Annotated in this window: 19 protein-coding genes and 1 tRNA gene; 12 read left to right on the top strand and 8 right to left on the bottom strand. The window is 68.3% G+C overall.

The window, feature by feature from the left end:
- Positions 1 to 35 precede the first annotated feature (35 nt).
- The 4 genes from NE857_RS03340 to NE857_RS03325 all read left to right on the top strand — a co-directional run bounded on the left by NE857_RS03340 (position 36) and on the right by NE857_RS03325 (position 5,625).
- Positions 36 to 2,996 carry a lantibiotic dehydratase gene (locus NE857_RS03340; RefSeq protein ID WP_301184299.1) on the top strand — a complete coding sequence of 987 codons (2,961 nt, stop codon included), beginning with the start codon at positions 36 to 38 and terminating at the stop codon, positions 2,994 to 2,996.
- Positions 2,993 to 4,135: a lanthionine synthetase C family protein gene (locus tag NE857_RS03335; RefSeq protein WP_254419736.1), complete on the top strand. Its 1,143-nt coding sequence runs from the start codon at positions 2,993 to 2,995 to the stop codon at positions 4,133 to 4,135. Before NE857_RS03340 ends, NE857_RS03335 begins: the two co-directional genes overlap by 4 nt.
- 10 nt (positions 4,136 to 4,145) lie before the next feature.
- The gene (fxlM, locus tag NE857_RS03330) at positions 4,146 to 5,363 is read left to right on the top strand and encodes a methyltransferase, FxLD system (RefSeq protein ID WP_254419735.1); all 1,218 of its coding nucleotides are present in this window, start codon (positions 4,146 to 4,148) and stop codon (positions 5,361 to 5,363) included.
- Positions 5,364 to 5,517: 154 nt separating this feature from the next.
- Positions 5,518 to 5,625: transfer RNA gene (locus NE857_RS03325), tRNA-Lys, on the top strand.
- Between the two features lie 443 nt (positions 5,626 to 6,068).
- On the opposite strand, the gene NE857_RS03320 is transcribed toward NE857_RS03325, so the two are convergent.
- The 7 genes from NE857_RS03320 to NE857_RS03290 all read right to left on the bottom strand — a co-directional run bounded on the left by NE857_RS03320 (position 6,069) and on the right by NE857_RS03290 (position 15,349).
- Entirely contained in the window at positions 6,069 to 8,975 is a 2,907-nt protein-coding gene (locus tag NE857_RS03320; RefSeq protein WP_254419734.1) for a type I polyketide synthase, read from the bottom strand.
- Positions 8,972 to 9,703: a class I SAM-dependent methyltransferase gene (locus NE857_RS03315; RefSeq protein ID WP_254419733.1), complete on the bottom strand. Its 732-nt coding sequence runs from the start codon at positions 9,701 to 9,703 to the stop codon at positions 8,972 to 8,974. The genes NE857_RS03320 and NE857_RS03315 overlap by 4 nt, the downstream gene beginning before the upstream one ends.
- Before the next feature lie 49 nt (positions 9,704 to 9,752).
- On the bottom strand, positions 9,753 to 11,078 hold the full coding sequence (locus NE857_RS03310; protein ID WP_254419732.1) for a hypothetical protein: 1,326 nt from the start codon (positions 11,076 to 11,078) through the stop codon (positions 9,753 to 9,755).
- The gene (locus NE857_RS03305; RefSeq protein ID WP_254419731.1) at positions 11,075 to 11,887 is read right to left on the bottom strand and encodes a helix-turn-helix domain-containing protein; all 813 of its coding nucleotides are present in this window, start codon (positions 11,885 to 11,887) and stop codon (positions 11,075 to 11,077) included. Before NE857_RS03305 ends, NE857_RS03310 begins: the two co-directional genes overlap by 4 nt.
- An 86-nt stretch (positions 11,888 to 11,973) precedes the next feature.
- Positions 11,974 to 13,239: an IS256 family transposase gene (locus NE857_RS03300; protein WP_254418092.1), complete on the bottom strand. Its 1,266-nt coding sequence runs from the start codon at positions 13,237 to 13,239 to the stop codon at positions 11,974 to 11,976.
- 74 nt (positions 13,240 to 13,313) lie between these two features.
- Positions 13,314 to 14,849: an ISL3 family transposase gene (locus NE857_RS03295; protein WP_254418091.1), complete on the bottom strand. Its 1,536-nt coding sequence runs from the start codon at positions 14,847 to 14,849 to the stop codon at positions 13,314 to 13,316.
- 26 nt (positions 14,850 to 14,875) lie between these two features.
- Positions 14,876 to 15,349 carry a roadblock/LC7 domain-containing protein gene (locus NE857_RS03290; RefSeq protein ID WP_254419730.1) on the bottom strand — a complete coding sequence of 158 codons (474 nt, stop codon included), beginning with the start codon at positions 15,347 to 15,349 and terminating at the stop codon, positions 14,876 to 14,878.
- 302 nt (positions 15,350 to 15,651) lie between these two features.
- Between NE857_RS03290 and NE857_RS03285 the strand changes: the two genes are divergently transcribed.
- A complete protein-coding gene (locus NE857_RS03285) occupies positions 15,652 to 16,884 on the top strand; it encodes a helix-turn-helix domain-containing protein (protein ID WP_254419729.1) in 1,233 nt (410 codons plus the stop codon).
- Here NE857_RS03285 and NE857_RS03280 read toward each other — a convergent pair.
- Positions 16,868 to 17,515, bottom strand: a complete 648-nt coding sequence (locus NE857_RS03280; RefSeq protein ID WP_254419728.1) for an HAD family hydrolase — start codon at positions 17,513 to 17,515, stop codon at positions 16,868 to 16,870. The genes NE857_RS03285 and NE857_RS03280 overlap by 17 nt on opposite strands.
- Positions 17,516 to 17,808: 293 nt before the next feature.
- On the opposite strand from NE857_RS03280, the gene NE857_RS03275 reads away from it, so the two are divergent.
- The 7 genes from NE857_RS03275 (at position 17,809) to NE857_RS03245 (ending at position 22,921) form a co-directional block, all read left to right on the top strand.
- Positions 17,809 to 17,979, top strand: a complete 171-nt coding sequence (locus NE857_RS03275) for a hypothetical protein (protein ID WP_184367711.1) — start codon at positions 17,809 to 17,811, stop codon at positions 17,977 to 17,979.
- A gap of 41 nt (positions 17,980 to 18,020) precedes the next feature.
- Positions 18,021 to 19,256, top strand: a complete 1,236-nt coding sequence (locus tag NE857_RS03270; protein WP_254419727.1) for a hypothetical protein — start codon at positions 18,021 to 18,023, stop codon at positions 19,254 to 19,256.
- A gap of 49 nt (positions 19,257 to 19,305) precedes the next feature.
- Positions 19,306 to 20,601 carry a histidine--tRNA ligase gene (gene hisS, locus NE857_RS03265; protein ID WP_254419726.1) on the top strand — a complete coding sequence of 432 codons (1,296 nt, stop codon included), beginning with the start codon at positions 19,306 to 19,308 and terminating at the stop codon, positions 20,599 to 20,601.
- A 250-nt stretch (positions 20,602 to 20,851) separates the two neighbouring features.
- A complete protein-coding gene (locus NE857_RS03260; RefSeq protein ID WP_254419725.1) occupies positions 20,852 to 21,457 on the top strand; it encodes a phosphotransferase in 606 nt (201 codons plus the stop codon).
- Between the two features lie 29 nt (positions 21,458 to 21,486).
- Entirely contained in the window at positions 21,487 to 21,732 is a 246-nt protein-coding gene (locus tag NE857_RS03255; RefSeq protein ID WP_254419724.1) for a hypothetical protein, read from the top strand.
- A gap of 33 nt (positions 21,733 to 21,765) precedes the next feature.
- Positions 21,766 to 22,107 carry an aldo-keto reductase family protein gene (locus NE857_RS03250; protein ID WP_254419723.1) on the top strand — a complete coding sequence of 114 codons (342 nt, stop codon included), beginning with the start codon at positions 21,766 to 21,768 and terminating at the stop codon, positions 22,105 to 22,107.
- On the top strand, positions 22,079 to 22,921 hold the full coding sequence (locus tag NE857_RS03245) for a phosphotransferase (RefSeq protein ID WP_254419722.1): 843 nt from the start codon (positions 22,079 to 22,081) through the stop codon (positions 22,919 to 22,921). The genes NE857_RS03250 and NE857_RS03245 overlap by 29 nt, the downstream gene beginning before the upstream one ends.
- The last annotated feature ends 36 nt before the right edge of the window (positions 22,922 to 22,957 follow it).

Below are 22,957 nucleotides of genomic sequence, written 5' to 3'. Positions count from 1 at the left end.
ACCGGCGGGCAGCCCCTCGTTCAGGAGAGAAGGGCATGCGAGACCTCTATCAAGCGACACGCGAAGGACTATTTCGAGCTGCGGCCCATGCACCAACGATTTCCTGGTGGCCTGATCTGAACAACGAGGACGAGTCCCGTTCTTGGCTGGCCGAAGTATGGGGGAAACGCTCTTTTGTGCAGGCGGTTTCTCACGCCACCCCGGGGTTGTCTCAGCGAGTGACAGACATTGTTGCGGGGAAGCGTCCTGCCCCAGAGGTGCGCAAGGCGGCGGTGTCCATCACCCGCTACATGCTGCGCAGCCACCGACCTACCCCCTTCGGGTTGTTCGCCGGGGTGGCCCCGGCCCGTTTCACCGACGCGACGGCTCTGCGCTGGGGCGGAGAGCATCACGCTCACGCGCGCATCGACAGCGACTGGTTGGAGGACATCGTCCACCAGTTGGAGAGCGACCCCGATCTCCTGGACCGGTTGCCGGTGGTAGCGACGAACCTGTTGCTGAAACGGGGATCCCGTCTCCAGTTCACCCACCGACTGAACACCGTGACCCTGGACTCATCGGCTCCCGTGCGTGAGGTCCTGGACCAGGCCAAAACACCGGTGCGCTTCTGCGACCTGGTCGATCACCTGGCGTGCACGTTCGGGGCCCAGGTTGTGGTCGTTCGGCCGATGGTGGCCGCGCTCGTGCGGTTGGGAGTGCTGATCACCAGCCTTCGAGCTCCGAGCACCGTCACCGACCCGCTGCGATACATCGTGGACCAGGTACACACCCACGGTGTCACCGATCAGACCGCGCCCCTGGTCACAGAACTGGATCGGGTGCTCCAAGACCTGGACAACCACAACAGCGCGCCCCCGGCCCACCAGAACCGCGAGGCTCTGCATGAGCGAATGCGGGTCCTGTCCCCGCGCGGTCGCACCCCGGTGAGCGTAGACCTGCACCTGGACGTCGACGTGGACCTGCCCAGCAGCATCGCCGAGGACATGGCCGAGGCCGCCTCCACCCTGCTGCGCCTGTCCCCGCGCACCGTGTTCCCCCAGTGGGAGCAGTACCACGCGGCGTTCCTGGACCGATACGGCACCGGCGCCCGGGTTCCGCTGACGGAACTGGTCCACCCCGACACCGGGCTGGGGTTGCCGCGCGACTACCCGGGCTCGACCATGCCCAAGGCGGAGCCCGTCGCCGTCACCGACCGCGACACCCACCTGATGACCCTGGTCCAGGAAGCGCTCCAGACCAGCTCTGAGGAGATCGTGCTCGACGACACGGTCCTGGCCCGGCTCAGCGCAGACCTGACCCCACGGGTTCCTCCACACGTGGAGATGAAGGCCCGCATCCACGCACCCACCCTCCGGGATCTGGACCACGGCACCTACGCACTCACCGTCACCCCCGCCTACCACGCCGGGGTGTTCACCGGCCGTTTCACCGCCCCGGACTCTTCGCGGGGACGGGTGTTCGCCAACCTGCCCACGTCGGTCGAAGGGGCCCTGCCGGTCCAGGTGGCCTCGACACCGGCCTACGCCCATGCCCAGAATGTCGGCCGCGTCGATCGGTTCACCGAGCACACCATCGTCATCGGGGAGCACCCTGGGACGGGCACCGTTATCCCGCTGGAGGAGCTGGCGGTCACTGCCGACTGGGGGCGTCTCTACCTCCTCTGGAGGAACCAGGTGGTCGAGCCCGCCGCCTTCCATGCTCTGGCGTTGGAGAAGCAGCCGCCGATCCTGGCTCAGTTCCTCGTCAACGTCGCTCGCGGCACCCTCACCCCGTTCTTGGAACTGGACTGGGGGGCTGCTAAGCATCTGCCCTACCTGCCCCAGGTTCGACGGGGTCGGGCGATCCTGCACACCGCGCGCTGGCGACTCACCTCGGCGGACTTGGCCTCTCCCAGCGTGGGAACCGAGCAGTGGGACCAGGCCCTCAAGGAGTGGGCACACACCTGGGCTCTCCCGCAGATAGTGGAGTTGCGCCACGGTGATCAGACCCTGGTCCTGGACCGGACCGTAGCGGTTCACCGGGCGATCCTGCGCTTCCATCTGGATCAGGAGGAGGTCGCCCTGCTGCACCAGGTGCCCGCCCCCTCAGGGGATGGGTGGTGTCAGGGGCGCCCCCACGAAGTCGTGACCACCTTGCTCTCCACCCAGGCCCTCAAGCCCGCGCCCAAACCAGGTGTCGAGGTCACCTCCCAGCGCGATCAACTACCCGCATCTTCCGATGCCCACTGGTTGAGCGCCAAGATCTTCGGTGCCCGCGACCGTCAACGCGAACTCCTCACCCAGCACCTGCCCCAGCTCATCTCCCGCCTGGGTGACCGGCAGGTGTGGTTCATCCGGTACTGGGACAGCTCCGAACACGACCACTTGCGCCTACGCATCGCCGTCACCAACCCGGAGGACTACGGCAGCTGCGCCACTCAGCTCGGCGCGTGGACCGAAGAACTACGAAGTTTCCGGTTGTGTCGTCACCTGACGTTGGACACTTACCGCCCCGAATCAGGACGCTACGGCACCGGACCTGCGCTGGAGGCCGCCGAGAAGGTGTTCGTGGCCGACACCCGCCTGGTCACCGACCAGCTCTCCAACCTCAGCGGCATCGACCCGGTCGCGGTCGGGGCCGCCGGAGCGTTCCACATCGCCACCGCGTTCTGGGGCACCCAGACGCAGGCACGCGACTGGTTCATCGACAACCCTGTCCATGGCCAGGCCGACCCCACGACCCGCGCCACCACCACTGAAGCCCTCGCCCTCATTACCCGCCCCGCAGAGAATTCCTTGGGGGAGACGTCAGCAGCGGCCAGAAAGGAGCTCGCTCAGGCCCTCCGCGGCTACCGCGAACAGCTCCCCGAACACCTTGACGCCGACCATGTGCTCTCGTCCCTGGTCCACATGCACCACAACCGTTGGTTCGGGGCCGAACGCGCCACCGAACGCGCCGCTCTCAAGGTGGCCCGCGCCGTCGCCCTGTCCCTCCGCGACCGGAAGAAAGCACCATGAACGCACCCAGCGAACCGAGAGCGGACGCGTTCTCTCTGGGCCGAGGCGCCCCCGGCATCCTGCTCGCGCACGCTGCCCGCGCCCACACCGGTCGGGGTTCCTGGGAACAGGCCCACGACTGGGCGAAGATCATGGTCGCCGCTGCCGTACCCGCCGGGGATCGGGCCGGGCTCTACGAGGGAGCACCGGCGGTGGCCTTCGCCTTGCACGTCGCCGACCACCCGGCCTACGCCTCAGCGTTGGACACCGTGCACGAGGCCACCGTCTCCCTCATCGAACGCCGCCTGAACAACACCGAAGTCCGCATGCACACCGGGAACCTGCCGGAACTGCGCGAGTTCGACCTGATCAGCGGCCTGACCGGGCTGGGCACGTACTTGCTCACCGTCTGCCCTGATCACCGGCTCCTCCCCGAGGTGCTGGCCTACCTAGTGCGGCTCACCCAGCCGATGGACACCGAGCACGGCCCGGCCCCGGGATGGTGGACGCTGAACGCCCCCACCGACCACCCGGACCCAGCCCACCCCAATGGGCACGGCAACCTCGGCCTCGCACACGGCATCACCGGTCCGCTTGCTCTGCTGGCCACCACACACCTGGCCGGGATCACCACCCCCGACCAGTCGCAGGCCATGAGGCGCATCCTTGACTGGCTCGACACCTGGAACCAGAACCCTGACCGGTCCTGGTGGCCGGAATGGGTCACCACCCCCTTCCCAGCCACCGCTGACCGCCCCCAACGTGGGCGCCCCTCCTGGTGCTACGGGGCGCCCGGTATCGCCTGGGCCCACCATCTGGCCGGACGAGCCCTCGGCGACCGGGACCGACAGATCCAGGCCGAACATGCTCTGCTCGCCGCCGCCGACCTTAAACAGACGGGACTCCTCACCGAGCCGGGCCTATGCCACGGCCGCACCGGGCTCCAGCTGATCCTGAACAGGATCGCCGAACACGCTCTCCTCCCCGAACTGCGAAGCCTCACCCCCCTGCCGCCCGCCACCACCGCAGCCCCAACACCGGGGCTGTTGGACGGCCAAGCCGGGATCGACCTAGCCCGGACAGGGCCGACGACATGGGCGAACTGCCTGCTACTCGGACCAACCCCTGTTCTCCAGCGAACGCCCACCCCTGCTTCCTAGACTGGCTGCGATGATGAACGACACGACCCCCACACGCACCCCGGACGACCTGCGCGCCGCCCTGGTCACTCAACTGGCCGAGACGGGCGCGATCCGCACCGAGCCCGTGCGCACCGCCTTCGCGACGGTGCCCCGGCACCGGTTCCTCCCCGCCCACCCCCCGCAGGAGGCCTACACCAACAAGTACGTCGTCACCCACCACACCGCCGGTGGAGAGGCCATCAGCTCGATCTCCCAGCCCTCGGTGGTGGCGATGCAGCTGGAACAGCTCGACGTGCGCCCCGGCATGCGGGTGTTGGAGATCGGTGCGGGCACCGGCTACAACGCCGCGCTCATGGACGAGCTGGTGGGCCCGGGAGGCAAGGTCGTCTCGATCGACATCGAACCGGACGTCACCGCGGCGGCCCAGGTCCACCTGCTCGACACCGGACACGATCGGGTTGACGTCATAACCGGGGACGGCGCGGACGGGGCGTCCGACCAGGGCCCGTTCGATCGGATCATCGCCACCACCGGAGTCTGGGACATCCCTCCGGCGTGGTGGGACCAACTCGCCCCCGGCGGGCGCATGGTCATCCCGCTGCGGTGGCGTGCTCTGACACGCTCGCTGACCCTGGAGCAGGTCGATGACCGCCTCATCGCCCGCGAAGTGCGGCTGTGCGGGTTCATCCCCATGCAGGGCCAAGACGGGGAGAAGGCCTTCCCGCTCGCTGAGGGGGTGACGGTCCACTTCGACCAGGACACACCCGTTGATGAAGCCCTTGCCCGTGCTCTGGACACCTCCAGGACGGAAGCCTGGTCCGGGGTGCGGATCACCGGGGAAACCCCGCTGGAGGGCGTGTGGATGCAGATGGCCTGCACCGAACCGGGCACCGGCCGCATGGTCACCAAACCCCCGGCGCTGGGCACCGACCTGGTCAAGCCCGCGATCCCTCCCCTCAACCCGATCCTGGTGAACAAGGGATCGTTGGCGTACCTGAGCGTGCGCAAGATCTCCGAGGAGGAGCCCCGGCTCGAACTCGGCGCCATCGGACACGGCCCTGAAGGACACCATCTCGCGGAACGCATCTGCGAGCAGGTACGCCGATGGGACTCCAACCGGGACGGCGATCCGAACGTCACCGTCTACCGGAAGTCCGAACTCCCGCAGGTATCCGAGGGCACCGTGATCGAAAAGGACTCCAGCGTTCTCGTAGTGTCCATGAGCTCCGGAAACGAGGATGGCTAGGAGAGTTGGAGGCACCATCTATCCGCGATCCCATCTCGAGTATCCAGCGGATTTCGACCGCACGCCAGCCGGTCCTGAAGTAGCTCCGTTGTGGCTCCGGTGTTCCGGAACCCCCTGGTCGGCGGTGGTCTTCCGTGACCTCCGGTGGCACGACGGGGCCCGGGCAGGCTGGAACTAATCACCGCATAGCAGGGCGAACCACCCGTGATCCCGTGGACTTTTAATCCGCGGGTTCAGGGTTCGATCCCCTGGGGCCCTACCAGGGAAAACCCCAGGTCAGAACGCACACACCAGCGCTCGGACCTGGGGTTTTCGCGTACCCGGGACCCGGGTTCGGCTCCAGGCGCGCTCCACGGTCCGATGCGTGCCTACACCTCACCACAGGCTTTGCTCCAATAAACCTCCCACTCCCCTGCCCCCATCAGCCTCACAAGCCCTCCGTACCCGCTCCCCACAGCGAGCGGCTTCTCCAAGGTCCACGGGAAAGACTCTGCGGTGAGCTTCTGCTCAGGGTGCGTCCAGCGGACTGTCGCTCTTGACCAACGGCTCTTCAAGAGGTGTCCTTCCCCGCGTTGCGGGAATCCGGTTCTTCTCGCTTATCGGCTCACCTGTCGGATCCGCATCGAAGGCTGTTGGCAGCGACGAAGGCGGGTCCCGCCACTACCTCGGCGGCAGCGACGGGACCCGAGGAGTGCCGTTCCGGGATCAGGGGAGAACGGACGGCACCCCCTCCAGGGCAGGTTCATTCGGTCCGGGCAGGAGTTCGGACAGGGTCGAGGCCACCTGGCGGAAGGTCTGCTCCGACAGGAAGAGCTGGATATCGACCTGAGCCCAGGCAGGGACGCGGCGCAGGCGCGAGATGAGTTGGAGCAGGTTGTGGCTTCCCAGGCCGACCCGGGCCCAGGTGCTGTCCAGGTCGAGGCCCTCGGGCAGGTCCGCCAACCGTGCGACTTCCTCGGTCAGGTGTGCCTGGACCTGGTCCCGGGCGGGTGTCAGGGCCCGTGGCTGATCTGTGGTTGTGCTGCCGCTACGGGTGTGGTCCCAGCCCGGGGCGATCACCAGATCCGGGTGAGCCCTCGTGGTGGGCCCGGTGGGGGTGATGCCTGTGGTGTAGAGCTGGCCGATCCCGCGAGCGAATCCAAAGGAGTCGCTGGTCACGGCGGTTACCGCTACGTCGGTCAGGGTGTGGGTGATGTGCTCGGCCAGCAGCACCTTGGGGCCGATCTCCACGAAGACCACCGGCCGCTGGCCCATGGCTGAGGCGGTGGTGTGCAGGGCCTGGGTGAAGCGCACCGGCTGCCGTGCCTGGTCGGCCCAGTAGGCCGGGCCCCAGGTGTGCGGGTGGCCTGCGGTGTGGTCGGGGTCGGCGGTCGAGACGATGGGAAGGCGGGGCGGTGCGCTGACCAGCCCGGCCAGGGCCTCACGGAGTGCAGGCGCGAGGGGGTCGATCAGTGGGGAGTGCGCGGGGATCACGTCCGGTACCGGTTTGCACCACACCCCCTCCTTCTCCAGGTGTGTGTGGAGGTGGCCCAGGTCCTCTTCGGGTCCGGCGATCACCTGCACGTTGGGGGCGCTGTAGGAGGCGATGGTGAGGCGGCCCAGGTAGGGGCCGAGCAGGGCTTGGACCTCGTCGGCCCTGGCACGGACGGCCAGCAGTCCACCGGCCTCGGTCAGTTGGGCCAAGAGTTCGGAGCGTCGCGCCAGGACTCGGGCCGCGGCTCCGGTATCCAGGATCTGCGCGGTGTGGGCGGCGGCGATCTCCCCCACCGAGTGGCCGAGCACCAGGTCGGGGTTGATGCCGCGATCGGCCAGGAGCGCGGTGAGCCCGACCTGGATCAGGTGGGTGCAGTGCTGAGCGTCGGTGAACCCGGTGATGTCCTGGCCCGGAGCCCACACTGGGGAGCCGGTCTGCTGGGCCAGCGCCGCCCGCGCTTCCTCCACCGATTGGGCGAAGACGGGCCGGTACATGAGTTCGGTCCCGGCGTGGGGGTGGTGCCCGCCGTGCCCGGAGTAGACGAACACCACCAGCGGCCGCTGCCCCAACGTGAGGCGTGGGGTGATGGTGTACGGGTCAGGGGTGCCGTCCTGGAGGCTGCGCAGACCTTGGACCAGAGTGCCCAGGTCGGTGGCGGTCACCGCTGCCCGCCACCGGTGGTGCGGACCCCGCGTGAGCGAGGTGTCGGCCGCTGTCCCGACCGAGCCGCCCCTGGGGGCGTTGACCGCCAGGCGGCCGGCGGCCGAGGCGAGAGCGGCCGGGCTGTGTGCGGAGATGAACACTGTCTCCGGTAGCGGCGTCGGATCCTCGACCGAGGGAGGATCAGTGGCGGGTGCTTGAGTGAGGATGGCGTGGGCGTTGGAGCCGCCGAACCCGAACCCGCTCACACCGGCCACTCGTCCTCCGTTCACCTGGCTCGTGTGCGGCCACGGTTCGGCCCGCACGGGCACCCGCACCTGGTGTTCCAGTCCGGCGCGGAGCTGGTGGTGGTGCAAGGTCGGTGGGGCCTGCCCGTGGTGAACGGCCAGGGCAGCGGCCATGACACCGAGAGCTCCGGCGGCACCTTCGAGGTGGCCCAGCACGCTCTTGACCGACCCCACCGCCACCGGACCGCCCTCGCCCAGCGCCTGGGCGATACCTCGCGCTTCGATGCGGTCGCCCGCTTTGGTGCCGGTGCCGTGGGCCTGCACCCACCCCACCTGGCCGGGACGTATTCCTGCGTCGTCCAGTGCCCGTTGGATCGCCTGTGCTTGGCGGTCGGCCCGTGGGGCCAACAGGTGCGGAGTCTTCCCGCCGTGGCCGATCCCGGTCCCGGTCACCCGCGCCCAGATCCGGTGCCCGCGTGTGGTGGCTTCCCCGGTACGGGTGAGTACCAGGACCACCGCGCCTTCGGAGCGCACGTACCCGTCGGCGTTGTGGTCGAAGGGCGCGCACCGGCCACGCGAGGAAAGCACCCCGGTTTCGGTGAAGCTGGCGGTGATGACCGGGTTGGTGAGCACGTTGGTCCCGCCCACCAGCGCCGCCTCCACTTCGCCCGAGCGCAGGTCCCGAACTGCGTAGTGCAGGGCGGTCAGTGAGGAGGAGCAGGCGGTGTCCAGGGTCAGGGAGGGTCCGGCCAGGTCCAGGTGGTGGGAGAGGCGGTTGGCCAGGATCGCCATCCCCGCCCCTGAAGCGGTGAACACCCCTGCCCGGGCTCTGGCTCCGAAGTTGGTGGCGGCCTGGTCGATGGAGGCCGCCCCCACGTACACACCGGTCCTGGTCCCGGCCAGCTCGGCGGGGTCCAGGGCGGCGTCGGCCAGCGCCTCATGGGCGACCTCCAACAGCCATCCTTGTTGAGGGTCCATCTCAGCTGCCTCATCGGCACTGATACCGAAGTAGGCGTGGTCGAAGGCGTGGTCCACGATCCCGGCCGCGAACGGGTGTTCAGGTACCTGGTCCGGGTGAAGGCGTTCGACCATCAGCTCCCACCGCTCCTGCGGGATCCGCGAAAGGCAGTCGCGCCCCTCGATCAGGGTCTTCCACAGCTGGTCGGGGGAGTTGACACCACCGGGCAAGCGGCACCCCATGCCGATGATCGCCACCGGAGCATGCGGTGGGGCGGGCTGGTCTGTAGTCATCGGCGCGGCTCCCTGGCGACCCACACCCCAGCCGAGCCCATGACGTTCAGTTCCACACGGGCGAAATGCAGGTCCAGCATGGACCGCAGGTCGACCAGGCGGTCTCCGGTGTTGTGGAAGATGTTCCTGCCCGCAGCGTTGTATGCGGACTGAAGTCGCCGGGCGAGCCAGTTGTTGCTGGTGTGTGGGTCTTCGGTCCCCAGGAGGGTGGAGCCGAAGAACGTCCCGTTCGGGCTGAGCACGCGTGCGGCTTCGGAGAATGCCTTGGTCTTGTACCGCAGCGAGGGGCCGGGGACGCAGTGCAGGACGTGGAACATCGCGACCGACCCCACCGAGTCGTCCGGCAACGGCCACGGCGCGGACAGAACGTCGTGCCGGTGAGGGATCACCTGGCCGTGCTGGGCGAGCTTGGGTGCGCAGTAATCCAGCGGGGCGTCATTGAGGTCCAACAGGTGGATCTGCCGCAACGCCACCGACACCGGCTCTCCTCGCGGCCCGGCGGGCGGGGGCGCGTTCAGCAAGAAGTGGCCGTCCGCCGGTCCCACCTCCAGGTGGGTCGGGGCCGTGTGAACCGCGTACAGGTCGCGGATGTGGTTGTTGTCGACCTTCCACGCGAGGCGGTGGGACAGCCCGACCACTACTCGGCGGTAGCGGCGCAGGTTGCGCAGGCTGTACAGGCGGGGGTTGGGCACCGAACCGGTGCTGGTGCGGGGGGTGTGTTCGGGCATGGCGCAGCAACGCCTTCCATTTCGAAGAAGAACCAAGGGGAGGGTGGGGTCAGAGGGTGAGCAGGTGGTTCATCCGTGCGGGGTCGTCCAGTCCGGCGGCCCAGGCCGCCGCCCCCTCAGGGGTGGCGACGGTCTGGGCGAACGCGGACAACACGTGCTCGGGCAGGAACCCGCTCCAGTAGGCGGTGACGAACCCGCCGAAGGCCGAGGTGTACTGGCCGTGCCGGGCCCAGTAGGCCTCCCACGCCCCTGACAGGAACGCCGCGTCCACGGGCAGATTGACTTGTCGCTGCTGTCGGATCTGGTCGCGCAGCGTCGACGCGGCCCAGGTCGAAGCCCCCGCGCCTTGTCCGGAGGCGTGCTCGACGGTCATCGTGGCGTCCCCGATCCCCACCACCGGTTTCCCGGCCACGGTGGTGACCGCTTTCCTGACCTGCGGGTGTATGTCGCGGACCAGCTCTGAACCGGCCACGACATCGCGGTCGGAGCACCATGCGACCAGCTCGGGGTCCAGGCCGTGGAGCCGTTCGAGCACGCGGGCCCAGGCGGTGCGGGCGTGGGCGCCGTGCCTGCGTGGCAGCCCTGCCCCCGTCTGCGCCTTGGTCATGTCCGGTGACGCTGCGCAGGTGGGGTCCAGTGGGCTGCCAGGTCGGGCCATGACCTGCACGCACACCGCCGCGAAGGGGGTGACGTGTACAGGTGGGGCATCCGCCGCGGACAGGGCCCGTACCTGAGTGGGGGTGAGTGCGTCCACGGTCAGGACCGGGTAGACCATCACCTCGCCCCACGGGCACGTGAGCACCTGGGCTTGGTCGGGCAAGTCGTCCTCGGGCACCGCCAGGTGGACTTGGACGACCACGCGGTCGGTGGCTCCTCCGGTGCGGTCGGGGTCGGGGGTGAACAGGTGGCGCAGGTCGGAGTCGACGCCGGGGGCGACCACGACCAAGTCGTGCAGGCCTGTGGCGGCGAACCCGGCCACGTCCCCGGCGGTGCAGGTGCGCTCGTGGACCCGCCCGCCACGGTCGGCCACGTGTTGGAGCCAGTAGGCGCTCTTGAGCCGGTGGTCCACCGCCACCGCGGCGCCCGGCAGGGGTGCGGTGAACTCCAGTCCTTCCCCTTCAGGTGGCTGCATGCACATGCGCACCTGGTGGGCTGGTGGGGCGCTGTGCTGCCACAGGCCCAGCCCCAGGGCGAGTTCGGTGGCGTGCACCGAGGGCAGGGTGAGCTGGGTCAGCCCGGCACCGTTGCCCAGGATCTCGGGGGTGGAGTGGCGAGTGAACACATCCACCAGCCAGCCGTCCGCCAGGAGCCCGGTGGCCAAGGTGAGGGCGGAGTGTCCGGAGCCGAACACCACCGCGCGCAGAGCAGGGTTCATCGCTGTTCCCCGTTCATGCGGGCCGAGCACAGGTCCATCAGCGCCTCGCACACCCCGCGCTCATGAACATCCCCGACCACCACCGGGGTACGGGCGGACAGGCCCAGGCAGGCGCGGACCACGTCGGTGTCCACCTCCCCGGTCCCGTCCTGGTGGATCAGGACCACCACCGGCACCCCGAAGGCGTGCAGAGCCAGCAGACTCTCGCGAGCCGCGTCCAGCTCCTCGCTGGCAGGTCCGGTAATGAGTACCGCGCCGAAGGCTTCGCGGCACACGTCCCCCCACACCGGACTCGCCCCGCCCAGGCCGCTGATACCCAGGGCCAGCAACTCCAGGTCCGGAGCGATCCGGGTGGCGGCGACCTCGATCACCGGCGGCCCCGAAAGCCGCCACGGCTCGGCACCGCCCAGATCGGCCAGTGCGTGCTGAGTGTGCTCGCCCACGGTGCTGACGATGAGGGTCTTGATCACCGACACCGCTACCGGAACCAGGCCTGGGCAGCTACTGGTGGCCCAGGCGCGGAGCCGCTGTGCCCAGGCGGGAGCGCGCACCACCCGTACCAAGTCCAGGTCGGCGAGTTCGGCGACCACCACACCGGTCACGGCCGGGGAATGGCCGGCGCGGGCAGCCAGCTCCGCGACGGTCACCGCCCGCCCCAGGCCCCGGCACACCCGCAGGGCCTGGCAGAACACCTCGGGCAGGTCCGGTTCGTAGGAGGAGGGGACGGCCGGGTTGATCTCGATCATCGTGTGCATGACCACCGCCGCTGAAGGGCGCACCAGCAGCGGGGCCGGGACCAGGGTGCTCACCGCGACACCCCCGCAGCAGGCAGCACGCCGCCCGTTGAGGAGAGGATGTGGGTGTGTCAAGTTAAGGGTGTAACTGTTGTTCCTGGTCAGCGGCGTGTCGCGGTCAACCGGCCATCAAAGGTCAGATCGAACGCGTTCAGCGCCTTCTTCCAGCGCGCGCTCCACTTGGCCCGCCCGGTCCCCTTGGGGTCCAGAGCCATCAACGCCATGTAGACGCACTTGAGCGCAGCCTGCTCGTTGGGGAAGTGCCCCCGAGCCTTGACCGCGCGGCGGATCCGGGCGTTGATCGACTCGATCGCGTTCGTGGTGCAGATGATCTTGCGGATCTCCACATCAAAGGCCAGGAACGGCACCATCTCCGCCCAGGCGTTCTCCCACAACCGCACGATCGCCGGGTACTTGTCCCCCCACTCCTCGCAGAACTCGGAGAACCGCTCCAGAGCGGCCTCCTCGGTGGCGGCGGTGTAGACGGGCTTGAGCGCCTTGGCGACCTTCTCCCAGTCAGCTCGGGAGGCGTAGCGGAAGCTGTTGCGCAAAAGGTGCACGATGCAGGTCTGCACCACCGTGCGCGGCCACACCGACTCCACCGCCTCGCTCATGCCCTTGATCCCGTCGGCCACGAGCATGAGCACGTCGGCCACACCACGGTTCTTGAGTTCGGTGAACACGTGCGCCCAGTACTTGGCGCCCTCGCTGCCGTCGCCGGCCCACAGACCGAGGATGTCGCGCTCACCCTCGGCCGTGACACCGAGCACGACGTAGATGGGCCGGTTGGCGACCTGGCCATCGCGGATCTTGACGTTGATGGCGTCCACGAACAGCACCGGGTAGACCTGGTCCAGGGGCCGGTTCTGCCACTCGGCCATGCGCTCCATGGCCGCCTCGGTGATGTTGGAGATGGTCTGCTTGGACACGTTGGCGTCGTAGACCTCGGCCAGGTGGGCGCAGATCTCGCCGTGAGTGAGCCCGCGGGCCGACAGTGAGAGCACGATGCCGTTGACCCCGTTCAACCGCCTCTGGCGCTTGCGGACGATCTGGGGCTCGAAGGAGCCGTCGCGGTCGCGGGGCACGTCGAGCTCGACGGGTCCGGCCTCGGTGGTCAGGGTCTTGGACCGGGTGCCGTTACGGGCGTTGCCGCTCGGCTCGGTGGAGCGTTCGTGCTTGGCGTAGCCCAGGTGGGTGTCCATCTCGGCGGCCAGGACGTTCTCCAGGGCGGTCTTGGTCAGGCGGGCCAGCAGCCCGTTCTCCCCGACCAGCTCGATGCCCTCGGCCTCGGCCTTGGTCTTCAGTTCCTGGACGAACTCTTCGTCCGACCTGCCAGTATCGGCCTTGACCTGCGTCTTGTCACTCATGGTGCACTCCTACCCCTTGGAGTTACACCCCTACCTTGGCTCTGTCCCCATTTCGGTGGTGACGTTCAGTGAGCTCACTGCAGGAGGATGCGGTGGCGGAGCAACGGGAACCCGGCTCGCCCGTACATCTGGCGTTTGAGCAGCTTCGACCTGGTGTTCACACCCTCCGTGCCTCCGTTGTGGAAGGGCAGGGTCAGGGCCGCGTCGACCGCGGCCCGGTCCTGGTCCAGGCCGCGGGTGAAGGCGTGAAGGTGCGGCAGATCGTCCTCACCAACTCCGGCAATCCACCCGGTCAGGGCCTCGGCGTTGCCCGGGGCAGGTGCCAGGAGCTGGGCGAAGCCGCTGATGTGGTCGCCAAGCCGGGCCATCTCCGGGCAGGCCCCGGTCAGCTCGGCGAGAGTCTGGCTCTCCTCGGGTGTGAGCCGGTTGGGGTGGGCCAGGAGCAGCGCGCTGAAGGCCTTGGGTGAGATCGCTTCCCGGTCGCTGTCGAGTCGACCCTGGTTGATGTACTTGTAGAGCAGGTTGAGGCTGCCCTCATAGCCGAGTCGGCTGATCTCGCCGAAGAGCCGTTGCACGGGCACGGCCGGGTTCTCCTCCTTTCGTTTGCGTAGGTAGTCGCGGTAGGGGTCGACCAGGCCAGCGCGGTACTGCGGGGCTTGGCGCAGCCGGTCGGGCTCGCCGATGCGGGCGTAGCGCTTGATGGTGTTCAAGGACAGGTTGAGTCGGCGGGCGCACTCCATCAGCCCCACGCCCTGGTCGAGCAGGTCGTGGATGTGGTGCCAGCGCTCGAGGGTGGACTCCTGACGGTCCAGCTTCTGGAGGGGAGGTCCGGCCTTGGCCCAGCAGGTGCTGTGGGAGGCGACGTCTTTGCGCACCGCCTCGGACAGGTTGTGCCACAGGTGCCAGCGGTCGGCGACCTGCACAGCGTCGGGCAATGCTCGGCGGACGGCCTCGGCGTAGGCGGCGAACCCGTCGCGCACCACGACCTCGATCCCAGGACGGTCGCGCAGCCAAGTTTCCAAGGTGTCGGCGGTGCGGTCGGGCAGGACCTCGATACGGGCGTTGGTGGTCGTGTCAGTGAGCACGGTGGCATACCGGCGGCCTTTGCGTAGCGCGAAGTCGTCCACCCCCAGTACACGGGGCACCGGATGCCTGGGAAGGGGCAGGCGCATCAGGGTCCGTAGCGCGGTGTTCTTCGAGACCGGTGCGGCCAGGGCCTTGAGCAGCCGGGCGCCGGCCCGGCCTGCCAGCTCCCGCGCTACCGCGCCGATCTGGGTGGCCAGACGGGGCGTGCGCCGCTGGTAGCGGACCAGGACGCCGGGGAGCTGTTCCCGAAACGTTTGGCGGGGGCAACCGCGGGTTGAGCACACCAAACGTCGTATGCGCACCGTGACGTGCACGTTCTTGCCGTCGACGGGGGTGTCGGTGAGGGTGCGCTGGTGGTAGGCGTGCACCTTGACGGAGGGGGTGCCGCAGACCGGGCAAGGAGACGGCTGGTCGGGGGTGCGGGTCCGCAGCCCGATGGTGGGTCCGTCGTCGATGGCCTCGATGATCAGGGGCAGCAGGCCGGAGAAGACGATCTTCAGGAGTTCTTTAACGTCACACGCCACCGAGCGTGACAGGTTGATGCCCTACGTCACCACCGGAATGGGGACAGAGCCCCTACCTTTACACTCCCGAGGATGTCGGCGGGGAGCAGGTGCGCGGCGCGAGTGGTGAACCGGGCGATGGCGTAAGCGATCTGCCCCAGCTTCTCCACGTCATCGGTCAACAGCCCCAGCCCGAACGAGCCACCGACCGGGGCCAGGACGAGAGCCCCGGAGGAGTAGCGGACCACGATGGTCTCCGCCTCACCCTTGTCGGTGAGCTTGCCAACCCCGCGGGAGAGCAGCAGCACGTTGGTCATGACTGCGGTGACGCTCTCTGCACCGACCTGGTCCAGGCCCCCGGACCGCAACAGGTGCAGCCCGTGGGTACCGAACACCACCCCGTAGGAGGCGGCGGTGTCGCGGAGCAGCCCGTCCAACAGGTCCTGGAGCTGGTCGTGGTGTTCAGGATCAGGCGAGGCGGTGTTCATCAGACGCGGCGGCGCCGGTGTTGTGATCGACATGCTCAGCAGTCTCTGAGCGCATGTGTCAGGAACCTATGCGCACTCGGATAAGCGCGATGTTCGAACTATGCGGGCTGTTCGATTTCTCCTCTCTGACAGGTGCGAAGGCTCCGGGGAGAACCTTTCCACTTCGGCAAGAAGCTGAGCGCGGGGAGGAAACCGTGATTACTGTGGAGTGATCTCGTTACACCCCCAGGTGACGGAGGAACCCCTCGATGCGTTGTGGAAACTGCGGACGAGACCGCGGCGCCCTGCACGGCTCCTGTGAGTGCATCCCCTCGTGGGTATGGCGGGACCCGGAAATGGTGGACGCTGTCCGGGAGCGCGACGCTCAGCGGGTGATCCGTTTTCTGCGCCGACGGGTCAAGAACCTGTCCCAGGAAGCGCTGGCCAGGATGTGCGGGGTCGCCCAGAGCACCATCACCCGCGCCGAGGCAGGCAAGGGGCTCAGCGACCGACGCAAGATCCACGAGGCCCTCCAGGGGCTCGGAGCTCTGGACCAGCACCCGTCCAACGACGCACACCGAGTCCTCTCGGAACCCGAGCCCGAGAATCTGACTTCAACAGGCTGGAGCGGCGATGTCGACTGGGATCGCGGCATCGCGCTGCTGGAATCCCTCGTCAACCGGTACGACCTCCCCGACGACGGCCGGGTGCGCACTCTCGGTCAACTCCAGCGCGAGGTCAGCGGCATCATCCGTTGCCGCCTGAACTCGCACTACAGCTGTCTGATGGCACGCCTCCCCGAGCTTCTCCCTGAGCTGAGCCGTGCCCTGTTGAGCAGTCAGGGGCAGGACCGTGCCCACACGGCCCGACTGCTGGTCCAGGCGTACCGGGCCGCCGACGCGATCGCGGACAAGTTCGGCCTCCACCACCTTTCCGCCCGTACCATCCAGGTGCTCCTGTGGGCAGCCGACCAGACCGGAGACGAGGTGACGCGGGCCGCCGCCACCTACGTGCGCGGGGAAACCTTCTTCTGCTCCGGCGAGCACGAAGCAGGACGCCGTCTGCTCGAACGGGCAGCGGAGAATCTGGTGCCCTCGGACGCGCGCTCGTGGGCGGCCTACGGGTCCCTGCACATGCGTGCCGCCGTGTTCGCCGCGCGGAACCGCCAACCCCGGCAGGCCGCGCCCCACCTGGTACAAGCGCGCCTCGCCGCTGAGCACACCAGGGAGGCGGTCTACACCGGAACGGCCTTCGGCAGCGCTTCGGTGCGCGTCCACCAGGTCACCCTGGCGCTGGAGTGTGAGGACCCCGACCAGGCACTGCACGTGGCTGCGGGTTGGACTCCGCCCCGGGAACTTCCCGCTGAGCGCGCTTCGCACTACTTCATCGACGTGGCCCGCGCCCACCACCTCCTGGGGCGCCAGGAGGTGGCTCTGGCCAACCTCCGGTCCGCGTGGCAGAAGGCCCCGGAGCACACGCGGCTCAACCCTCACGTGCGGGCGCTGTCAGGTCTCCTCCTGTCGTCCGGGCCGACCCAGGTCCAAGCGCGGGATTTCGTCGCTCAGGCCGGGGTCAGCCCTTTGTGGTGAGCAGGCCTGGCAGTTCCTTGATGGAGTCGATGACCCAGTCCGCGTGAGCGCGCACCTGGGGTTGATCCGCCCACAGGTGACCCCACGGGCCGCGACGGATCAGCGCCGGCCGCAAGCCCGCTTCGCGGGCGGGAAGAACGTCGTTGTCACGGTGGTCGCCCACGTACACGATCTCCTGCGGCTCCCCGGGCGCCATGGTGATGACGCGGTCGAAGAAACCGGGGTCGGGTTTGGCCACCCCCCACTCCCCGGACGTGGCGATGGTCTCGACCGGAAGGTTCAACTGTTGGAGGAGCTCTCCGGCACGGGCGGTCTGGTTTCCGGCGATCCCCACCCAGAGTCCGGCGTCCCGCAGGGCCTGTAGCCCGGGCCGAACGTCGGAGTACAGGTCCACTTCCTCGATGAGCTCTCCGCGGCCCGCGTCCTCACGTCGTTGGCGCTCCACGGCCAGGTCGAAGCCCGGACGGAAGTAGTCGAAGGTCTCCGCGTTGTTGCGCCCCTCAGCCGTAACAGCCCCCAGCACGGCGGAGAAGGTGTGCAGGGGGACGTTGAGCCAATCGGCCCATCGCGCCCACTCCCGAGTGTCGTCGATGAGGGTCTCTCCGACGTCGAACACCACTGAGCGAATCATGCTCTCCTGCTCTTTCCAGACATGTCGTGCGTCGCACTCTCGGCGTTCAGCGTAGGACCAGCGACGAGTCGAGGCATGCGCACCCGACATCCTGAGCTCCTCAGTGCTGTTCAAACCGGGTATTTCGAACACAGCGCATAAATCGAACGGTGAAATTATGCGTCTGCGCATAGGTCGATCTCCCGAGGCGCGCGACACTTCTGACTCCGGTCGCCGTTGACAGCACGAACCCCGCTGGACGGTTGACCGGTTCCGATCATCGCGATGGTGACCACCCCACGGGAAAGGCGCACATGAGCAACAAGACCAGCCTCACGACGTCCACCGACCGCACGACGCAGCTCACCACCGCCGACCTCAGCAGGATCATGACGCTCACCCTGCCTCAGGTCGGTATGGACAGGATGACCGCGCCCCGGGTGGAGGAGACCCTGGCCTGCTCCGCCCTGACCGCTCACTTCTAGACCGACGAGTCCGTCCGCCTGAGAGTACGAAGGAGCCATGAGTGAGTAACTGGGAACGGGTCACACTGCTCTTCGCCAACGGGGCGAGGCCCCTGGCGCAGAAGGACGCACTGTCGTTCGCCGATCTGCTGCGCGCGAACCGCTTTCCGCCGTCCATGTTCCAGGCCTACGAAGTACCCGGCGACGGGAGCCTGCGGCCCGTTCCCATCTCTCACACGCTGGAGGAGATCCCCGAGACGAGCAACGTCATCCTCCAGTGCATGCGCAACACCGACGCTGAACTGGTTCCGCCCGCCCTCAGCACGTACGCGCACACGGACCGCCCCGTCGCGGCCATGTACGACCTGAAGTACGCGGAGAAGGACTCCCTCCACGGCGTCCACCTCGTGGACGACGAACAGCTCCGCGAGATGGTCTTCGTCAAGATCGCGGACTTCCTCCACGAACACCGCGTGGAGCTTCCGCTGGTCGCCGGGATCTCCGGCGGTGGCGACTCCAGCAGCATCGTCCAAGGGCTGCGCCGCTACGCCACGGCGCAAGATCTGCCAGCCGACCAGGTGCTGTGCTTCACCGTGGTCTTGGACCCCCTCTGGAGGGGGACCGCCGCCGACCGGGCGCGAGAGCTCTGTGAGGGCAACGGGTTCGGCCACCGTGTGCTCTACCCGGAGGACATCGCGGCCCTGCTGGGGATGAGCACCACACCCCAGGCCCTGTGGACCGAGATCAGGTCCGTCTACGGGCCGGACTCCTCGCACTTCTTCGGTACCTGGCTGCTCAACCTGGTGGGCCGTGCCCTCAACAAGGAGATCGGCGGCTCCAACCTCCTGATGGGTTACAACCGCGAGGACGTCATGGCCGAACTGCTGTTCTGCCTGATGAACGGGCGACGCCCGCTCCCCTACCCCAAGCGCCGGACCGGAGAGGTGGACTGCTTCATGCCGGTGTGGGACGTGCCCAAGGTGTTGCTGGACTCGTGCTACCCGCAGGTGAGCGAGGTCAACTACGCCGAACGCATCGACTCCACCGCGCCCCGGCGCTCCTCGATCTACTACCAGGCACACGCCCTGGACGCGATCGTGCCTCAGATGTCCCTGTCCCTGATGACGGGGGTGCGCACGCTCATGGACTCGCTCAACGGTTGGGAGGAGCTGGAGGCCGTCGACGGCACACCGCTGCTGCACACCGGTCACGGCAGCCCCGGAGACCGCGCCTCGCTGGTCGCGCTCCTGGCCCGGCACTTCCCTGACTGGTCGGTCAGCGAGCCTGACCCACAGTAGTCTGACGCCGTCCCGGGAACCGTGAAGTCACAGCAGGAGTAGCGTTCACATGGCCAAGTCAGCAGCTCCCTCCGGAACGAGGGACTTCCTCGCCGACGACCTGCGCCGCCGTAGGGCGGCGTTCACCACCGTCAGCGACATCTTCGAGCGCTACGGGTTCGACCCGCTGGAGACTCCCGCGTTCGAGCGACTGGAGGTGCTGACCGGCAAGTACGGCGAAGAGGCCTCCCAGCTCCTGTTCAAGATCCTGCGCCGCGGGGTGCACGAGGCCTCCGGCAAGCCCGACCTGGCCCTGCGCTACGACCACACGGTTCCCCTGGCCCGGGTCATCGGCACCCACGGGGCGAAGCTGCCCAACCCCTACAAGCGCTACGCCATCGGCCCGGTGTGGCGGGCCGACCGCCCCCAGGAGGGCCGGTTCCGGGAGTTCGTGCAGTGCGACATCGACACGGTGGGTTCATCCTCCCCGCTGGCCGACGCCGAGGTCGTCCTGGCTCTGGCCGAGAGCCTGGACGCCTTGGGGGTGAACCGGTTCCGCTTCCTCGTCAACAGCCGTGAAGCGCTCCGCGGCCTGCTGGAGGTCTACGGCGTCGCCGAGGACAACGGGGACGGGGTCCTGGCCACGCTGGACAAGCTCGACAAGGTGGGCGCCGGCGCCGTGGCCAAGGAGCTGGTCGATGAGCGCGGCCTGGACGTGGCGAGCGCCGAGCGCCTGGCCGAGGACGTCGCCTCCGACGACCAGGACCTGATCCGGTCCAAGCTCGCCACCAGCGAGCGCGGCCAGCGCGGCCTCGCCCAGATCGACAGCCTGCTGGAGCTGACCGCCAGCCTCGGCGACCGGGCCGTGTTCGCCCCGCGCATGGTGCGCGGCCTGGACTACTACACGGGCGCGATCTATGAGGTCGAGGCCGAGGGCTTCCCCGGGTCGATCGCGGCGGGCGGGCGCTACGACGGCCTGGTCGCCTCGCTCGGCGGCCCGGACATGCCCGCCTGCGGCGGTTCCATCGGCATCGAGCGCATCCTGGCCATGCAGGACACCGGCGACGCTCCCGCCGTCGGGCTCGACGTGGCGATCACGGTACTGGGCGGCCAGGCCGAGCTGATGAAGCTGGCGAGCGAACTGCGCGCGCAGGGACTGCGGGTGGGCACCTATCTGGGGTCCTCCGGCAAGCTCGGCAAGCAGTTGCAGTGGGCGAACGCCCAGAACGCACGGTTCGCCGTCATCTTCGGTTCCGAAGAGCAGGAGTCCGGCGAGATCACCGTCCGCGACATGATCTCGGGCGACCAGAGCCGCGTCCTCTTGGTCCAGGCCAGCGACGATCTTCGGGAACGCCTCGGAAGGTGACCGGTTGAGCGCCCCCACTCCCGAACGCACCGCTCCAACCATCTTTCACTTCCAAGACCAGGTGAGACCGCCGGGACTGCTTGAGGAAGCAGCAGGCAGACTTGGCACCCGTCTCGTTGAGGACCGCTTGGTGGTGCGTGGATCACGCCCATCGGTGGGGGCGCCGACCACACGCGGGACCTGGACACGGATCAGCTGGCGCCCGCCATCCAGGGTCTTCGCCCGCGAGTTCAGCGGGCTGGAAGCGTCGATGGCCGTGCATGACGTGCCCAAGCCGTCGTTCATCCAAGCGGTGCACTGGATGAACGACGGCCTCGTCTGCCGTGCCGAGGAGATGACGCTCGTTTCCGAACCCGTGGTCTCCACCGCCTACACCCTGGATAAGGCACCCGAGCTGACCGACCAGTGGTGGGAGGAGCTATCCACCGCTCTGGAGCGTCTGGCCAGTACGGACACCGATCGTGTCGCCCTCGTCCAGGAGGACATCGACCGCTCCATCCGCGAAGCGTTCGGGGCCTCGATCGACACGACCGTCTGCCACTGGGTTATCGGCCACGGGGATCTGCACTGGGCCAACCTGACAGCGCCCCGCCTGTTCCTGCTGGATTGGGACAGCTGGGGTCTGATGCCCCGAGGCATGGACGCGGCGAAGCTGTGGGAGTCGGCGTTCCGGGTCCCCGACTTCGCAGAGGAGATCACAGAGCGGCTGGCCGCCGACCTCGCTTGCCGTGACGGCAAGCTCAGCCAGCTGTGGGTCTGCGCGAACAGGGTCCTGGGAGCCAGGCACCGCAAGCAGGAAACGGACCAGACCGCGCACGCCCGCCGAGCGGGTAAGGCACTGCTGGCGGAGCTGTAGTGACCGCCGAGAGATCGCCAACCCCGGTGATGACGCTTGGACACTCACCCATCGGCCCGGCATATGCCAGAGCGTCCATCACACCCGGCACGAAACACCACCATGACGAGCGGGGCGAGCTCCACCAGCGCCTACGGTCCGCCTTCGTCGTCCTGGAGGAGTTGTACGCCTCGGGTGCCATCGGCGGGTACGGCGTTTCCACCTGGAGCGGGTTCGACACCGGGGCCTTCACCGTCGCCGAGCTGCTCCGCCTCGCCGAGGAAGCCGCAGGCTGAACCGAGAACGGGCTCCGCGCGATCCAGCTTCCCGTGTCCATGGTGAAGATCGCCCCCGTCCGCCAGGGCTTGGAAGGAAGCGGCCCCATCGCCCAGGCCAGCCAGGCAGGATTACAGGGGTGGGCCTCGGCGCCCTTCCCCGGCGGCGAACTGTTGCCGCTGATCACCCCAAAGCTGGCCGAAGCGGTGCAGCCCGGAGCGGACCCCGTTGAGGCCGCGCTGAAGGTCGCTGCGTCAGCGCCGGGGCTGACAGGGGTCCTGATGAGCACCACCGACAGCAGGCACTACGCGCAGGCGGCCGAAGCGATCCGTGAGCCTGTGCCCGAACACCGACTCAAGGAACTCTGTGACCTCCTCGACCCACCTGCCCGCTGACCTGACCGGGCAATGGCACCAGGCGGCCGAACGCCTCGGAGCCCGCGCTCCTGCTGGCGTCTCGTTGCATTCCGGGGTGGGTGGGCGCACGCTGAGCGGCCCGGTGACCGCGGCCGGAGGGCTCCCAGCCTGGCTACGGATTATGGCCGCGCCTCAGCCGGAGGGAAAGATCTGGGAAGGCGCCGTACTCGCGGACACGCTGCTCGGGGAGGCGGTCCCGCGCCCGGTGATGCTCGGCGAGCACGCATGGCAAGAGGAGCAAGGCGCGTTCCAGGCGACTTTGTGGACGCGTCTTCGCGGGCAGGTTCTCTCACCGACGCCGGATCTGTCCGATGCGGCTCCGGTGGACGAGCAGTGGTGGCAGGAGTTGCGCGCCTGTTTGGAAGAGGTTCGCGCTGCCTCGGTGCCACCGAGCCGGGAGGTGATGACGCAGGCGTACATCAACCGGATCCCCCGGTTCATCCCCAAACTGGCCAGGGAGGACCTGACCGTGTCCCGCTGGGAAGCAGCACACGGAGACCTGCACTGGGCCAACCTGACCCGCGACCCGCTGGAAGTCATCGACTGGGAAGGGTGGGGAGCCGCCCCGGTCGGATACGACGCGGCCGTCCTGCTGGCCTACGCCCTGCCCGCCCCGGCCACCGCCGCGAAAGTGCGCGAGATGTTCGGTGACGTGCTGAACACCGAACACGGCCGCCTGGCCCAACTGGTGATCTGCGCCGAGATCATCCAAGCCTCCGAGCGCGACGACGTCCACGCCCGGCTGAAGCCCTACGTAGAGCGGCTCGCTGGCGAAGTACTCGTTCCGCAGTAGTCGGACTCGATAGAGCCTTGAACGTTGATCTAGGTG

It is taken from the genome of Nocardiopsis exhalans (genome assembly GCF_024134545.1).
GTDB classification, from domain to species: domain Bacteria; phylum Actinomycetota; class Actinomycetes; order Streptosporangiales; family Streptosporangiaceae; genus Nocardiopsis; species Nocardiopsis exhalans.
This window is presented reverse-complemented; position numbering and strand designations above follow the sequence as displayed.

Coding starts and splice junctions, on each gene's coding strand:
- fxlM (WP_254419735.1), top strand. CDS start 4,146: ATGATGAACGACACGACCCCCACACGCACCCCGGACGACCTGCGCGCC.
- NE857_RS03310 (WP_254419732.1), bottom strand. CDS start 11,078: ATGAACCCTGCTCTGCGCGCGGTGGTGTTCGGCTCCGGACACTCCGCC.
- NE857_RS03275 (WP_184367711.1), top strand. CDS start 17,809: ATGAGCAACAAGACCAGCCTCACGACGTCCACCGACCGCACGACGCAG.
- NE857_RS03285 (WP_254419729.1), top strand. CDS start 15,652: ATGGTGGACGCTGTCCGGGAGCGCGACGCTCAGCGGGTGATCCGTTTT.
- NE857_RS03335 (WP_254419736.1), top strand. CDS start 2,993: ATGAACGCACCCAGCGAACCGAGAGCGGACGCGTTCTCTCTGGGCCGA.
- NE857_RS03315 (WP_254419733.1), bottom strand. CDS start 9,703: ATGCCCGAACACACCCCCCGCACCAGCACCGGTTCGGTGCCCAACCCC.
- NE857_RS03255 (WP_254419724.1), top strand. CDS start 21,487: ATGACGCTTGGACACTCACCCATCGGCCCGGCATATGCCAGAGCGTCC.
- NE857_RS03320 (WP_254419734.1), bottom strand. CDS start 8,975: ATGACTACAGACCAGCCCGCCCCACCGCATGCTCCGGTGGCGATCATC.
- hisS (WP_254419726.1), top strand. CDS start 19,306: ATGGCCAAGTCAGCAGCTCCCTCCGGAACGAGGGACTTCCTCGCCGAC.
- NE857_RS03280 (WP_254419728.1), bottom strand. CDS start 17,515: ATGATTCGCTCAGTGGTGTTCGACGTCGGAGAGACCCTCATCGACGAC.
- NE857_RS03290 (WP_254419730.1), bottom strand. CDS start 15,349: ATGTCGATCACAACACCGGCGCCGCCGCGTCTGATGAACACCGCCTCG.
- NE857_RS03340 (WP_301184299.1), top strand. CDS start 36: ATGCGAGACCTCTATCAAGCGACACGCGAAGGACTATTTCGAGCTGCG.
- NE857_RS03300 (WP_254418092.1), bottom strand. CDS start 13,239: ATGAGTGACAAGACGCAGGTCAAGGCCGATACTGGCAGGTCGGACGAA.
- NE857_RS03260 (WP_254419725.1), top strand. CDS start 20,852: ATGGCCGTGCATGACGTGCCCAAGCCGTCGTTCATCCAAGCGGTGCAC.